Genomic DNA, 15,305 nt, shown 5'->3' on the forward strand with positions numbered 1-15,305 from the left:
TTAGTCAACGTAGTGGTCAGAACCGAAGAAGTTACGGAACATTTGCACTGTCGTTGCACGGTTTAATGATGCGATAGATGTTGTTAAAGGAATACCTTTTGGACAAGCCGCTACACAGTTTTGTGAGTTACCGCAGTTTGCAAGGCCTCCATCACCCATAATTGCATTTAAACGTTCGTCTTTAATCATTGCACCAGTTGGGTGAGTGTTGAATAGACGTACTTGTGATAGTGGAGCTGGTCCGATGAATGAAGCTTTTTCAGACACGTTTGGACATGCTTCCATACATACACCACAAGTCATACATTTAGATAATTCATAAGCCCATTGACGTTTACCTTCTGGCATACGTGGACCTTCACCTAAATCATAAGTACCATCGATTGGAACCCATGCTTTAACTTTTTTAAGAGCGTTGAACATACGTTCACGGTCAACTTGTAAGTCACGAATAACTGGGAAAGTTTTCATAGGCTCAAGTTTAATTGGCTCAGTCAATTGGTCAACAAGTGTTGAACATGATTGACGTGGGCGACCATTGATAACCATTGAACATGCACCACAAACTTCTTCAAGACAGTTCATATCCCACGTTACTGGAGTAGTGTTTTCACCATTTTCAGTAACAGGATTTTTTTGAATTTCCATTAAAATAGAAATTACGTTCATACCATGGCGGTAAGGTACTTGGAATTTTTGCCAGTAGCTATTGCCGCCTTTTGTATCTTGACGTAAAATTTCCACTTTAACCATTCTTCCAGTATTAGCTGCGATCATAACTTTTAGTCTCCTTTCGCAGAGTAGTCGCGTTTACGTGGTGGAATTAATGAAACGTCAACTTCTTGGTACGTAATGATTGGATTACCAGTAGTTGGGTCAAACTTCGCCATTGTTGTTTTTAAGAAGTTCTCATCATCACGGTTCGGGAAGTCTGGTTTATAGTGAGCACCACGAGATTCGTTACGTAATAATGCACCTTTTGTCATTACTTTCGCAAGGTAAATCATATTTTTCAACTGACGTGTAAAGTGAGCACCTTGGTTACTCCATTTTTGTGTATCGTTGATGTTAATGTTTTCCCAACGTTTTTGGAATTCATCAAGTTTGTTTAATGTATCTTCAAGTTGGTCGTTGTAACGTACTACAGTCATAGTAGCAGTCATCATTTCACCAAGCTCTTTATGAAGTAAGTAAGCGTTTTCTGTGCCATCCATTTTCATGATAGCATCCCACTTAGCTTGTTCTTCTTTAACGCGAGCATCAAAGATTTCTTGTGGAAGATCTTCAGCATGCTTTTTAAGATGTTTAACATAATCTACTGCGTTTGGACCAGCAACCATACCACCATAAATAGCAGATAATAATGAGTTTGCTCCAAGTCGGTTTGCACCATGTTGAGAGTAATCACACTCACCTGCTGCAAATAAACCAGGAATTTCAGTCATTTGGTTGTAGTCAACCCATAATCCACCCATTGAGTAGTGAACTGCTGGGAAAATTTTCATTGGTAATTTACGTGGATCATCACCTACGAATTTTTCGTAGATTTCAATAATACCACCAAGTTTTACATCTAATTCATGTGGATCTTTATGAGAAAGATCTAGGTATACCATGTTTTCACCGTTGATACCTAGTTTTTGGTTCACACAAACATCGAAAATTTCACGTGTTGCAATATCACGTGGTACTAAGTTACCGTAAGCTGGGTATTTTTCTTCTAAGAAGTACCAAGGCTTACCATCTTTATAAGTCCAAATACGGCCACCTTCACCACGAGCTGATTCTGACATTAGACGGTTTTTGTCATCTCCAGGAATAGCTGTTGGGTGAATTTGAATGAACTCACCATTCGCGTATGAAGCACCTTGTTGATAAACGATAGAAGCAGCAGAACCTGTATTAATAACAGAGTTTGTTGTTTTACCGAAGATAATACCAGGGCCACCAGTCGCCATAATAACAGCGTCTGCACGGAATGATTTAATTTCTTCTGTACGCATATCTTGCGCTACGATACCACGACAAACGCCGTCAGGATCGACTACTGCACCAAGGAATTCCCAGTGCTCATATTTGTTAACTAAACCAGCTACTTCGTGAGAACGAACTTGCTCGTCTAGTGCGTATAGTAATTGTTGACCAGTTGTAGCACCAGAAAATGCTGTACGGTGGTGTAATGTACCACCAAAACGACGGAAATCAAGAAGACCTTCTGGAGTACGGTTGAACATTACACCCATACGGTCCATTAAATGAATAATACCAGGGGCTGCATCACACATACCCTTAACTGGTGGTTGGTTCGCTAAGAAGTCCCCACCGTATACTGTATCGTCAAAGTGGATCCAAGGAGAATCCCCTTCACCTTTAGTATTTACTGCACCATTAATTCCGCCCTGCGCACATACAGAGTGTGAGCGTTTTACAGGAACTAATGAGAATAAATCAACTTCAGTACCAACTTCAGCTGCTTTAATCGTTGCCATCAGACCAGCTAGACCGCCGCCGACAACAATTATTTTGCTTTTCGCCATGATTATTTCTCACTCCTCTTAAAAAATTGCAATGATTGTCATGTGCTCTATAGTAGCTTCTATTACATTAAACGAAAGCTAAAATAGCAGCCACACCAACTACACTTAGAATTACGAAAATAATGTTTGTTACATAAGTAGCAATCTTTTGAGACTGAGGAGATTGTGTAATACCCCAGCTTACTAGGAATGCCCATAAACCGTTTGATAAGTGGAAAGTTGCTGATATAATACCAACAATGTAGAATCCAAGCATGAATGGATTAGAAACAATATTCGCCATCATGTCGTAATCAACTTCTGTACCAAGTGCTTTTTGAATACGAGTTTGGAAAATATGCCATGCAATGAAGATCACTAGGAATACACCTGTGAAACGTTGTAATGAGTACATCCAGTTACGGTATGTGCTGAAACGTCCTGTATTTGGTGTAGCAGTGAATGCAATGTAGACACCATAGAATGCGTGGAACATTAATGGAATATAGATGACAATCCATTCAACTAGGATAAGGAATGGAATCTTTTCCATATTTGCGGTAGCTGCGTTATAATTTTCTGCTCCGCCTGTTGCTGTAAAGTTAATTAACAGGTGCATCGTTAAAAACAGACCTACTGGAATGATACCAAGTAGAGAATGTAAGCGACGCCATAAAAACTCTCGATCTTTCGACAAGACTGTTACCCCCCTTAGTACTTAAAATAGCACAACAAAAGAAGTCATCATTTTGTAACTGATACTTCATTGACTGTGTATTTCATCATGGTACAATATTATGACATGTTTATTGTACTCTCAAGATCTACGAGCGTCAAGGCAACTTAGAGTTTTTCATATTCCTTATTAAAGTAACATTCTAGTACATGACGCGTCGTTTTTTCTCGAAAAATCTATCTTTACTTTATCAGTGTCAAATTTCAAGAAAATTCTAAGAAAGAAGGATTTCAATGTTAAACACTTCATCTCCTACAATCTCAGCATTTGGCTATGAGATAATTCGCGATTATATTTTATCTTCCATTCTTGGTAAGCATGAAGGAGATGTCCTTTATTGGGCAGGAAAAGACCTTGCTCGGAAGTTCCCTTGTAAAAATCAAGAAGAGCTTATCGCATTTTTCGCAGATGCCTGTTGGGGTAATTTAGAGCTCATCAAAGAGTCGAAGGATGGACGTATATTCCAGCTAACAAATGATCCAGACCTGTTACAAATCGGTCTTCGTAGTTTTAGACTTGAAGCAGGATTTATAGCTGAACAAATCCAGCAAGCAAAAGGTTATTTAACAGAATGCTATGATGAAAAACGTGAAAAGCACCAAAACGTTATGTTTACAGTAAAATGGGACGTCAAAGAACGAATCATGAACACCGTTCCCGCAGAATAAAACAAAAAGGATTGTCATTCCAAATCGTGGATGACACTCCTTTTTTCTATTCATAGTTGTGCATGTCTTTCTTTTAAAAGCACATCTATTAACGAAATAAATGCTTCTAAAATATTTAACGAGTGTTGAATCATTTCCTCTAAGTTAATGATTGATAGTTCATTCACTAATTTTTGTGCGGCCATATGTACTAATTCATGAGGTTGCTCTATATGCCGATATTCCGGTAAATGTTGAAATTCCTCAAAATGACCATAATACCATTTCCCAAATAGACACTGATGATGCGTTTTTATTGTTTCTTTATGACCAGCCTTTTGAATAGCATTACGCAAAAAGCTAGCATGATCCATTAACCTTGCTGCCAATTGGCTAACTACCGTTTGCTCTGAAGGCTTTCGGATTGTTGGTGCAATAGCTCTTAACATTTCAGATACTTGATTTTGTATGATTTCTGAGAAATCACTAGTATGTAATAATTCCGTCGTTGTTTCCGCTAATCGGCCTACAGCAATTACATTTTCTTCTGATGCGGCTGTTATTTGATGGATGCCATCTGCAGCTTCCTCAATATTTTGACTTGTGACAGTCAAGTTAGCAATATTGTCCTTCATAATACTTAAAAAGTCAGTTAAATAATGTTCGACTTGTTTGATATTGGTTATTGTATTATGTAGTTTCTTATCAATGACTGACCTAATCTTCGTCATTTCATGCAATGAACCTTTCGAGCTGCTTGCTAACTTTCCTACCTCCATCGCGACAACATTAAAGCCCTTACCATGTTCACCAGCACGTGCGGCTTCAATAGATGCATTTAACGATAGAAGTTGTGTTTGATCAGCAATCCCAGTTACACTTTTACCGATATCATCCATTTTGGTCATTTCATCATACAACTGCTCTGTTGAATGAGTTCCTTTAGTCAGCAACTCCTGAACCATTTCACCTTTAGTAATGGACGATTCCATTTCTTCTACAAGTAATAACGAATGCTGTTTTATTTCTTGAATGTTTGCATTTACATTTTGCTCAGACGAAAGCATCTCTTCTGTATTTGACGACATTTCTTCACTCATTGCTGAAATTTCCCCTACACTCATTGAAACATTCTGAACCTTTAAAGCCGTTTGAAAATTAATTAACTCCATATGTGCTAGAACAAAGTCTAAAATCGCATTTTTCACATCAATACTTTCCTGTTCAAGTTCCAATTCTAGAATTCGCTTTTTTAATATTTGTATTTCTAAATCATTGTTTGTTTCAACGCTTTCATCCACTGACTTTTGAAATAAACCGAATAATACCATACAAACTCCCACCTTCCCCTTGGTAAAACATGTCACATTTTATTATATAACAATAGAATTGCATAAAATAGTAAATTTGATGTGAACAAAAAAAGAATGTGCCATTTACTGACACACCCTCTTCAATATTATGTAAAACGCCATAGTGGTGGGGCTTTCGGTACATAAAACATTGGTTGAAATTCGCTACAAAAGCATCTCCTGAAAGAGGTTAAATTCATCATGTAATGCATTTGCTGCACGAATCATGTCGTCCTGGGGTACAACTACAGACACTTTTATTTCCGATGTACTTACCATTTTTACAGGGATATTTTCTCGACGTAGACGATCAAACATGCGCGCAGCCACCCCTGGATTAGATGCCATCCCCGAACCAATAATAGAGACTTTTGCTAAACCGATTTCAAAATCAGCAAAACTAAACCCTAGCGATAATTTGCTATCTTCTAGGACACGTAAAGCTTCGGCAAACTCCTCTTTCAAAATCGTAAATGATACAGTCGGCTTTAAGCCATCAATTATTGCTTGTACGATTATATCAACATTTATGTGATTTTCAGCAAGTTTTGTGAACATATCTGCTAACGAAGCATTGGAATAAGCATCATAACCAACCGTTAAGCGAATAACGTCTGACTCATAGGCAACACCACGTACCATTAAATTTTTCTCCATTTCAACTTCCTCCTTCAATAAAGTACCTACTGTATCTCTCTCGCTCGCCCGAATGATAACTGGGATTTGAAACTTCTTTGCTAACTCTACAGCTCGTGGGTGCATAATTTGTGACCCTAAGTTTGAAAGCTCCAGCATCTCATCATAGGAAATTTCTTTTAACTTTTGCGCCCCAGCGACATGACTTGGATCAGCAGTATAGACTCCGTCCACATTCGTGTAAATATCTACGCGCTCCGCCTTCAATTTTGCTGCTATCGCTATAGCCGCCGTTTCCGCTCCACCTTTACCAAGCGTCGTAATATTCCGTAAATTATCGATCCCCTGTTCCCCAGCTACGATGACGATTTGTCCCTGTGCAAAATGCTCTTCTAGTCGACTAACATCAATCTCATCAATACGTGCATGACCATACAGAGCATCGGTTTGAATACCAGCCTGCCAGCCTGTTAATGACACTGCATTATATCCTTCTTCCTGCAAAGCAAGTGCCACTAACGAACTTGCCAATTGAGCGCTTGTTGAAAATAGTGCGTCTAGTTCACGTTTAGAAGCATTGTCCGATAGATTACGGACCATTTTCGCTATTTCTTCAGCCACACTCCTCATTGTTGACGTAACAACGACAACCTCGAAACCTTTTTCCTTTTCTGCAATCGCCTTTTTCACAACATTTTGAATGTGCTCTGTTGAAGCGAATGCCGCACCTCCAAATTTCATCACAATTCTCACCATCTGTATCATTCTCCTTTGTCATCCATCATTTCATTGCGTTTAAAGTAGCTAGACCTTTGCGGATCTTCACAAAAATAGCACTGTAAAAGCAAAGCATCATGAGCACTCACATTTCTCAGTTCCTAATACTTCCGTCCCTTATTATCAAGAACAGATTTTAGTATGGATCTTTGGCATTGACGCTACTTCTATAAGCCCAATATAGTGCCTTGATAATAAGGGAAATCTTCCGGCATCATTCCTTAACAGTACGAAAAGTTGTCTCTAGAAAACTAAAAAAAGCAACCCTCACATAACGTGAAAGCTGCTTATAACATGTACAATAAAAGTAACTTGCGCATGTGTGATAGCCCTCCGAAACGGTTTAGAATCGACAGTCTTACATCTCTTAAATGTAAAACCAGCACAGCATCGGAAACAACGATGCTCTACTTCGGCAAGCTCCCCTTTTATACATTTTCAATGGACTTGTCCGTCCTCTAATGCACTACTCTTGAACCTTGCACCTCTATCATCACTAAATAGTGAACGTATTTAATTGAACCTTAGTGGAAAAATTCCCATTTTATATATAGAAGTAACTAAAAAACTAAGGTGTTGTATATAACATTGCTAAATCAATGTTATATACAACCTTAGCATATGTCTAATCCTTTGACAATGTCTCTTATTGAAATTTTTTCCTTCGCGTAATTGACACTATCGCTTTGCTTTATTTCAGTAATTCTTTGTAGCTACAGCTTCATTTTTGCTACAAAGAACTATCTGCTGAATGAAAGTAAGCATAGATATTGTTAGCTAGATTAGTAGGTATCCCTGCTTCTTCTAATGCCTGTATGCTTGCCTCACGTATTTTTTTGACAGAGCCAAAATGCTTGAGCAATTGCTGTTTTCGCTTTGGACCAACGCCCTCTATCTGATCAAGGACAGACTGTATAGCATGCTTTTCGTGTTGCTGTCGTAAGAAGGTGATCGCAAAGCGGTGTACTTCATCCTGAATTCGTTGTAGTAAATAGAATCCATCGCTTGTGCGCTTTAACGCAATTACTTCAGGTGGATCACCAAAAAGGAGCTGTGACGTATTATGCTTGTCATCTTTTGCTAATCCGGCAATTGGAATGACAAGACCGAGCTCATCTTCTAATACTTCACGCGCGACCTCCATTTGCCCCTTCCCACCATCAATTAGTACTAAATCTGGTAAAGGTAGACCTTCCTTTAATACGCGTGTGTAACGACGACGGATAACTTCCTGCATTGCCCCATAATCATCGTGCTTGGCAGCTGTGCGTGTTTTATATTTTCGATACTCCTTCTTAGCAGGTTTTCCATCAATAAATACAACCATTGCAGAAACAGCATCTGTCCCATGCATATGACTGTTATCGAAAGCTTCAATCCGTAAAGGCGCAGAAATACCCATAGCTTCACCGAGCGCCTCACATGCTCCTATTGTCCGTTCTTCCTGACGTTCAATAAGCTGGAACTTCGCTGCTACAGCAATTTCAGCATTTTTTGTTGCTAATTCAACTAGCTCTTTTTTTTGCCCACGTTTTGGTGTCAGTACTTTCACTTCTAATAGTTCCGTTAAAATCTCCGCATCAATAGATTGTGGGATAAAGATTTCTTTAGGCTTAATGTGCTCAAGCTTGTCATAAAATCGTCCAACGAACGTTAAAAACTCCTCTTCTGCCTCTTGATAAATCGGGAAAATCGAGACATCTCGCTCAATGAGCTTTCCTTGACGGACAAAGAAAACTTGAACACACATCCAGCCCTTCTCGACTGCATAGCCAAATACATCGCGGTTAGTTGTATCACTTGATACGATTTTTTGCTTTTGCATGACCGTATCGATATATGCAATTTGATCACGAAATTCCTTTGCACGCTCAAACTCTAAGTTTTCCGCGGCCGCTAGCATTTTTACCTCTAGCTCTTTTTTAACTTCCTCAACCCCACCATTTAAAAATTTTGTCATATCCTCAATCATATCGTTGTAAGTTTCAACATCAATCTCTTTCACACAAGGAGCTAGACATTGCCCCATGTGATAATACAAACAAACCTTTGAAGGAAGTTGTACACATTTTCGTAGAGGATATAAACGATCTAGCAACTTTTTCGTCTCACTTGCTGCATACGCGTTTGGATACGGGCCAAAATATTTTGCCTTATCCTTTTTCACTTTTCGTGTTGTAATAAGTCGTGGGTGTTTTTCATTTGTAATTTTTAAATACGGATACGTTTTATCATCCGTCAGCATAATATTGTACTTCGGATCATGTAGTTTTATTAGATTAAGCTCTAAAATTAAAGCTTCAATATTGGAGGATGTCACAATGTACTCAAAATCTTCAATTTCGCCTACAAGTCTCTGTGTTTTCCCTTCATGCGTACCCGTAAAATAAGAGCGTACTCGATTTTTCAGCACTTTTGCTTTCCCGACATAAATAATTGTTCCTTGTCGATCTTTCATCAAATAGCAGCCAGGCTGATCTGGTAAAATTTCAAGCTTTCGTTTCATTAAATCATTCATCGCCTACCTGCCTCCTTTTTCTTTTATTATATAACGAAAAAAAGCCAAGCACATCATATTGATGGCTTGACTCTTTTTTTCTTACAGAATCAATTATGCCTCGGCATAATTGCGTCCGGAATCGGCTTTATGCTAAACAAAGCACTCCTTTCCGATTCTGTGACATCCGCCGGAGGCTTTAACTTCTTTCAGCGGGTTTTTGGACCCCTGAAAAGTAACTTAAATTCGCATTCATCTCACCATATGTAGAGGTGGGAGACTTCTATTGAAAGAAGTTAAGCATGTTTTGCGATAAATGCTTCTAACGCTTCTTTTGGTTGGAAACCAACAGTTTTGTCTACTAATTCACCATCTTTAAATAATAGTAATGATGGAATAGACATAATTTGGTATTGCGCTGCAGTACCTTGGTTGTTATCTACATCTACTTTTACAATTTTAGCTGCGCTACCAGCAGCATCCATTTCTTCAAGAACTGGTCCAATCATTTTACAAGGTCCGCACCAAGCTGCCCAAAAGTCAACTAGTACTAACCCTTCTTTAATATCGTCTTGGAAAGTTGCATCTGTTGCATGTACAATTGCCATTTGAAATCCTCCTTAAACTTACTATGCTTGTAGTATAGCATGGATAAATTCTGTTGAGCGAACAATCTGCCTAGTATGCAAAATTTATGAAAAATAAGGTCGAAAAAGGCAACAAGTTGTTTTATTATTTAGCTTCATTTTCTTGAGAACGACCTTTATAGACATAAGTTAACGTAATAAAGAGATAAATGGCTAGTGTAATACCTGTTACGATAATAGATGTTGTAAAAATTATCCCAATCAGTATGGCACTTAACGCAATAATAGCTATCCAAGTCGTATAAGGGTACAATTTTACTGCATAGGTACTTGTTTTTTCCGGCTGTTTTTTACGCGATTTCAGATGCGCAATCGCAATAATTAACCAAATAAATAACACGGTATAACCAAGTGAGCCCATTAGGAAATCAAAGGTTTTACTTCCTGCAAATAAAGAAAATATTACGGCCATATATAAAGCTAAAGTACACATTAATATGGCATATACCGGAACTTTTCTTTTCGATAAATGGGCAAAGATTTTAGGAACACGACCGTCCACAGCTTGTGTATACAAAACGCGGGATGAACCGTATAGTCCTGAGTTCATTGATGAAATAATGGCAAGTAAAACAACAGCATTCATAATATGATCAGCGCCAGGAATCCCAACCATTTTAAAAACCATTACAAACGGACTTTCCGGCACCCCATTTACTTCATTCCAAGGAATCAAGCTGACGATAATAAAGAAAGGCACTAAATAAAAAGTCACAATTCGTACTAATGTACTGCGAACAGCTTTTGGCACTACTTTCTCAGGATTTTTCGTTTCAGCTAATGTAATACCAATAATTTCAGTGCCTCCATAAGAGTAAATAACTACAAGCATTGCAGCAATCAACCCCATTGATCCATTCGGGAAGAAACCACCATGCTCCGTTAAATTAGAAAAACCAACAGCTGTATGATTACCAAAAGTAACTAGCAATAAGATTAATCCCGCTATGATGAACACCACAATAACCGTAATTTTAATTAACGCTAGCCAATATTCAGTTTCAGCAAAAACTTTCACTGATAGCAAGTTAATGGCTGTAACTAAAATCGAAACAGATAACGCAAGTATCCAAATTGGATAATCTGGCAACCAATATTGAATAAAAATTGCTGCCACGATAGATTCTGCCGCAATATTTAACACCCACATTTTCCAATAGATCCAATCAAGGAAATACGCTGGGTACTTCCCTAAAATAGCCTCCACTAAATCTCTAAATGTTCTGGCTTCGCTATTACGGACTGCCATTTCTGCTAAACCTTGCATAACAAATAACAAAATAATACCACCAATTAAGTACGCAAAAAGCACTGATGGTCCTGCCATATCAATGGCTGTACTGCTTCCTTTAAACAACCCTGCACCAATAGCTCCACCTAAAGCCATCATCGTAATATGCCGTGAGGTCATCGTTCTCTTTAATTTCTGATTGTCGTTTTCCATTTCCTTACCTCCTAAAATGAACAAATGCGCTTAAGCGCTCCTCTACTTTCGCCCGAGGGATCGAAGCGACCTCGAGGATGTAGCGCTTTAGCCTAGACGCAAAAAAGGCATATCGTCTGTTCCTTCATGATCAAATGAAAGAAGAGACGATATGCCATAAGCAAACCGCGGTACCACTCTAATTGGTTCTTTAAGAACCCTGCTTAAAAACCTAATAACGAAGGTTAACCGTCCAACAAATAGAATATTCTGTAATTTCTATTTATCTTACCGCTCCTAGGCAAGTTCAAAGTCTTATTGGACTGCGTTGCACCAACCCGCAGCTCTCTTCACCAAATAATGAGCTTTTACTACTCCTAATCTTTGCGTTTAAAACACTATTAAATAATCAATTATATTGCGTTCTGAGGCTTTTAGCCAACTCTATTTCAGCGGATGTTTTTTGTACCCAAAGCGTAGCAACAGGTACAGATATTTGATCCGCTGCAAGAAGTTAAATTAATATTCATCACTATACGTTCTAAAATTAATTATGTCAACATTTTATTTTGCAATAACTTTTAAAAATCAAAAAATTTGAACAAAAAAAGCGGGGAAGACACATTCTCCCCGCTCATTTATTAGGCATTCACTTTTAACGCTTTAAATTCTTCGATTAGAAGAGGTACCACCTCAAATAAGTCACCTACGATACCATAGTCCGCAACTTTGAAAATATTTGCTTCTGGATCTTTATTAATCGCAACGATTACTTTTGAGTTCGACATACCTGCTAAGTGTTGAATTGCTCCAGAAATACCCGCTGCAATGTAAAGGTCTGGTGTTACTACTTTACCTGTTTGACCGATTTGAAGTGAGTAATCACAATATTCAGCATCACATGCACCACGTGAAGCACCAACTGCACCGCCAAGTAAATCCGCTAGTTCTTTTAATGGTTCAAAGCCGTCCTCCGATTTTACGCCACGACCACCTGCTACAACTACTTTTGCCTCTGAAAGATCTACACCCTCAGAAGATTTACGGACAACTTCTTTAATGATTGTACGAAGGTTCGTAATATCCACAGAAATAGAAGTGATATCACCTGATTTGCCCGCTACTTTTTCTAATGGCGCAATATTGTTTGGACGGACTGAAGCTAAAACTAAGCCGTCTTTTACTTTAACTTTTTCAAAAGCTTTACCAGAGTAAATTGGACGGATGAATACAACATCATCGCCAGAACCTTCAATAGCCGTTACATCAGATACAAGACCTGCTTGTAATTTACTTGCAATTTTTGGTGATAAATCTTTACCATTTGCAGTATGACCAAATACGATACCAGTTGGTTTTTCTTCCTCAATTACTGCTAATAATGCTTGACCATAACCATCAGATGTATATTGTTTTAAATGTGGATGCTCCACCGTTACAACACGGTCAGCACCATATTCAAATAATGGATCTGTTAAGCCTGCTACGGCATCCCCTAAAAGAACACCAACAACCTCACCACCATCTGCGATTTGCTTTGCAGCTGCAATTGCTTCGAAAGAAACGTTACGTAAGCTTCCTTCACGAACTTCACCTAATACTAATACTTTTTTTGTCATAGTATATTCCCTCCGTTACCCTTTAAGATTCGATTTGTGTCATCAGATGACTTAAACTACTTTTGCCTCTGTATGAAGTAGGTTTACTAGCTCTTTTACTTGAGCAGAAAGTTCGCCTTCAAGAATACGACCTGCTGCCTTTTGAGCCGGTAAGTAAATATCAACTGTTTCTACCTTCACTTCCACATCATCTTCATCGATATCTAAATCATCTAACTCCAGTTCCGCAAGCGGTTTCTTCTTCGCTTTCATGATCCCTGGTAAAGATGGGTAACGTGGCTCATTTAACCCTTGCTGAGCTGTTACTAAAAGTGGTAAAGATGTCTCGATTACTTCTGAGTCACCCTCAATATCGCGTACAATTTTTGCAGATGTCCCATCAATTTCAAGCTTTGTAATTGTTGTGACATAGTTAATACCTAGTAAATCTGCTACACGAGGTCCTACTTGACCAGAGCCCCCATCAATTGCAACGTTTCCTGTTAAAATTAAATCTGCTTCTTTATCTTTTAAATATTCAGCTAAAATATAAGCTGCTGCATTTTGATCTAGTTCATCTAGATCGTCTTCTATGTTAATAAGAACCGCCTCATCCGCTCCCATTGCAAGAGCTGTGCGTAATTGCTTCTCTGTATCTTCGCCACCGATTGAAACAACCGTTACTTTACCGCCAGCAGCGTCACGTACTTGGATTGCTTCTTCAATGGCATATTCATCGTAAGGATTGATGATGAATTCTGCGCCATCCTCTTGAATTTTACCACCTGACACGACGATTTTTTCTTCTGTATCAAACGTACGTTTAATTAATGCAAAAATATTCATATATCCATACCTCCTGGAACGTTTTTAATTTCTAAGTAAACTTATAAATATTATATATTTTCAGTGTCGATAACGTCGATAACATTCTTTCAAGTCGCTATCGACACTGATGGAATATTATTTACCAGTAAACACAGGCTCGCGTTTTTCAATAAATGCTTGAATTCCTTCTTTTGCATCTTCCGAAACAAATACGGTACCAAAGGATTTTGCTTCTACCTCAATACCTTCATAGAATGAAGCATGTTTTGCATATTGCAATGTTTGAATAGCTGCTTTTAAAGCAACTGGGCTCTTCTTCGCAATTTTCTTCGCTACCTTTAGCGTTTCTTCTAGTAATGCTTCATCTGTAAATGCACGATTCGCTAAACCCCATTGTACAGCCTCTGTACCAGAAATCGGCTCACTTGTAAACATCATTTCTGCAGCTTTGGCAACCCCTACATATCGTGGTAGACGTTGTGTACCCCCGAAACCTGGGATAAGACCTAATTGTAATTCCGGTAGTCCTAATTTCGCAGATTCCGTCACAAAGCGCAGATGACAACTCATCGCAAGCTCAAGGCCCCCACCAAGTGCAGCGCCATGAATTGCAGCAATGATAGGTTTCGAGAACGATTCAACTCGCTCAAAAACTTGCTGACCATTGCTCGCTAGCTTTGAAAATTCATTACCAGACTCAACCTCTGTAAACTCTTTTATGTCTGCACCTGCTGAGAAGAAACGACCATCGCCATGAATGACAAGAACACGAACAGTGTCATCATGCTCGACTTCATCTAGCACAGCATTTACTTCGGCAATAATACCGCGAGATAATGCGTTTGCTGGCGGGCGTGCAATTGTAATAATCGCTACTCCATCCTCTACTTTCCAACTTAGAAACTCCATTTCTCCACATCCTTTTAAGCTTTAATGCCGTTCAGAATTAATGCCTGAACTTTTGGAACCTGTTCTATCAAATCATATCGATATTCATTCATAACCCAAGACGTAATAGTTTCGTCAATAGTTCCAAATACCATTTGACGTGCCAAGCGTACATCCATCGTTTGATTGAACTCCCCTGATAGCATACCTTCGATCAAAATTTGATCTAGTAATTGTAAATACTCTCTTAACACCGAATTAATCTTTAGTCGTAAATCTTTATTCGATTGTCGTAGTTCCAATTGTGTGACGGTTGCTAGGTATCGATCTGTCGCTAGAACATTAAAATGATTTTCTATCATTCGTGAAAGTTTGTCCTTTGACGTACTTCCATTTTCTATTATATCTTGTAATGACTCTACAAAAACAGCCATTTTTTCATTAAAGACAGAAATTAATATATCTTCTTTATTTTTAAAATATAAATAGATTGTTCCATCGGCCACCCCTGCCTGTTTAGCAATCTTCGATACCTGTGCTTGGTGATACCCATTTTCTGCAATAACGATGACAGCTGCATCAATAATTTGCTTATATTTTGGCTTATCACGTTTCACCTTTACATCACCACCTAAAAAAAACTTGCACACGTCTACATTCATGATTTACCAAATGTCATCCCAAAATGACCAGCAATCTTAAGCTGATTATTTTAAAGATGTGACGTGGGAACCTAAAAAAATATGAAAATATGAATGGT

The 15,305-nt window shown here is 38.5% G+C and carries 13 protein-coding genes, 1 riboswitch and 1 other annotated feature; of the genes, 1 reads left to right on the plus strand and 12 read right to left on the minus strand.

The genetic code is table 11. The annotated features are described in order from the left end of the window. From sdhB to MOK21_RS04940, 3 genes are all read right to left on the minus strand, one after another. A complete protein-coding gene (gene sdhB, locus MOK21_RS04930) occupies positions 1–777 on the minus strand; it encodes a succinate dehydrogenase iron-sulfur subunit (protein ID WP_249072852.1) in 777 nt (258 codons plus the stop codon). A 5-nt stretch (positions 778–782) separates the two neighbouring features. Further along, positions 783–2,537, minus strand: a complete 1,755-nt coding sequence (sdhA, locus tag MOK21_RS04935) for a succinate dehydrogenase flavoprotein subunit (RefSeq protein ID WP_249072853.1) — start codon at positions 2,535–2,537, stop codon at positions 783–785. Between the two features lie 67 nt (positions 2,538–2,604). After that, positions 2,605–3,213 carry a succinate dehydrogenase cytochrome b558 subunit gene (locus MOK21_RS04940; protein ID WP_249072854.1) on the minus strand — a complete coding sequence of 203 codons (609 nt, stop codon included), beginning with the start codon at positions 3,211–3,213 and terminating at the stop codon, positions 2,605–2,607. A gap of 272 nt (positions 3,214–3,485) precedes the next feature. Between MOK21_RS04940 and MOK21_RS04945 the strand changes: the two genes are divergently transcribed. Next, on the plus strand, positions 3,486–3,920 hold the full coding sequence (locus MOK21_RS04945) for a YslB family protein (RefSeq protein ID WP_249072855.1): 435 nt from the start codon (positions 3,486–3,488) through the stop codon (positions 3,918–3,920). Positions 3,921–3,970: 50 nt separating this feature from the next. Here the strand turns inward: MOK21_RS04945 and MOK21_RS04950 are convergent, their stop codons facing one another. From MOK21_RS04950 to MOK21_RS04990, 9 genes are all read right to left on the minus strand, one after another. After that, on the minus strand, positions 3,971–5,230 hold the full coding sequence (locus MOK21_RS04950) for a methyl-accepting chemotaxis protein (protein ID WP_249072856.1): 1,260 nt from the start codon (positions 5,228–5,230) through the stop codon (positions 3,971–3,973). Between the two features lie 186 nt (positions 5,231–5,416). After that, complete coding sequence (locus MOK21_RS04955) at positions 5,417–6,643, minus strand: aspartate kinase (RefSeq protein WP_249072857.1); 1,227 nt, start codon at positions 6,641–6,643, stop codon at positions 5,417–5,419. A 339-nt stretch (positions 6,644–6,982) separates the two neighbouring features. Further along, positions 6,983–7,162, minus strand: a riboswitch (Lysine riboswitch). Between the two features lie 232 nt (positions 7,163–7,394). Beyond that, positions 7,395–9,182: an excinuclease ABC subunit UvrC gene (gene uvrC, locus MOK21_RS04960; protein WP_249072858.1), complete on the minus strand. Its 1,788-nt coding sequence runs from the start codon at positions 9,180–9,182 to the stop codon at positions 7,395–7,397. Between the two features lie 275 nt (positions 9,183–9,457). Then, entirely contained in the window at positions 9,458–9,769 is a 312-nt protein-coding gene (trxA, locus tag MOK21_RS04965) for a thioredoxin (RefSeq protein WP_004226420.1), read from the minus strand. A gap of 124 nt (positions 9,770–9,893) precedes the next feature. After that, positions 9,894–11,252 (minus strand): amino acid permease, encoded by a 1,359-nt coding sequence (locus MOK21_RS04970; protein WP_249072859.1) that lies wholly within the window; start codon positions 11,250–11,252, stop codon positions 9,894–9,896. A gap of 139 nt (positions 11,253–11,391) precedes the next feature. After that, positions 11,392–11,625: a binding site (T-box leader), on the minus strand. A gap of 247 nt (positions 11,626–11,872) precedes the next feature. Then, positions 11,873–12,850, minus strand: coding sequence for an electron transfer flavoprotein subunit alpha/FixB family protein (locus tag MOK21_RS04975; protein WP_249072860.1), 978 nt, complete (start codon positions 12,848–12,850; stop codon positions 11,873–11,875). A gap of 51 nt (positions 12,851–12,901) precedes the next feature. After that, positions 12,902–13,675: an electron transfer flavoprotein subunit beta/FixA family protein gene (locus MOK21_RS04980; RefSeq protein ID WP_249072861.1), complete on the minus strand. Its 774-nt coding sequence runs from the start codon at positions 13,673–13,675 to the stop codon at positions 12,902–12,904. A 117-nt stretch (positions 13,676–13,792) separates the two neighbouring features. Further along, positions 13,793–14,566: an enoyl-CoA hydratase gene (locus MOK21_RS04985; protein ID WP_249072862.1), complete on the minus strand. Its 774-nt coding sequence runs from the start codon at positions 14,564–14,566 to the stop codon at positions 13,793–13,795. A gap of 14 nt (positions 14,567–14,580) precedes the next feature. Continuing rightward, entirely contained in the window at positions 14,581–15,162 is a 582-nt protein-coding gene (locus MOK21_RS04990) for a fatty acid metabolism transcriptional regulator FadR (RefSeq protein WP_049667778.1), read from the minus strand. Positions 15,163–15,305 lie beyond the last annotated feature (143 nt).

This window comes from Lysinibacillus sp. BPa_S21 (genome assembly GCF_023337795.1).
Classification (GTDB): domain Bacteria; phylum Bacillota; class Bacilli; order Bacillales_A; family Planococcaceae; genus Lysinibacillus.

Bases quoted from the DNA above. Each gene is read 5' to 3' on its own strand.
- sdhB (WP_249072852.1), bottom strand. From the start codon at position 777: ATGATCGCAGCTAATACTGGAAGAATGGTTAAAGTGGAAATTTTACGT.
- trxA (WP_004226420.1), bottom strand. From the start codon at position 9,769: ATGGCAATTGTACATGCAACAGATGCAACTTTCCAAGACGATATTAAA.
- sdhA (WP_249072853.1), bottom strand. From the start codon at position 2,537: ATGGCGAAAAGCAAAATAATTGTTGTCGGCGGCGGTCTAGCTGGTCTG.
- MOK21_RS04945 (WP_249072855.1), top strand. From the start codon at position 3,486: ATGTTAAACACTTCATCTCCTACAATCTCAGCATTTGGCTATGAGATA.
- MOK21_RS04955 (WP_249072857.1), bottom strand. From the start codon at position 6,643: ATGGTGAGAATTGTGATGAAATTTGGAGGTGCGGCATTCGCTTCAACA.
- MOK21_RS04975 (WP_249072860.1), bottom strand. From the start codon at position 12,850: ATGACAAAAAAAGTATTAGTATTAGGTGAAGTTCGTGAAGGAAGCTTA.
- MOK21_RS04950 (WP_249072856.1), bottom strand. From the start codon at position 5,230: ATGGTATTATTCGGTTTATTTCAAAAGTCAGTGGATGAAAGCGTTGAA.
- uvrC (WP_249072858.1), bottom strand. From the start codon at position 9,182: ATGAATGATTTAATGAAACGAAAGCTTGAAATTTTACCAGATCAGCCT.
- MOK21_RS04985 (WP_249072862.1), bottom strand. From the start codon at position 14,566: ATGGAGTTTCTAAGTTGGAAAGTAGAGGATGGAGTAGCGATTATTACA.
- MOK21_RS04970 (WP_249072859.1), bottom strand. From the start codon at position 11,252: ATGGAAAACGACAATCAGAAATTAAAGAGAACGATGACCTCACGGCAT.
- MOK21_RS04980 (WP_249072861.1), bottom strand. From the start codon at position 13,675: ATGAATATTTTTGCATTAATTAAACGTACGTTTGATACAGAAGAAAAA.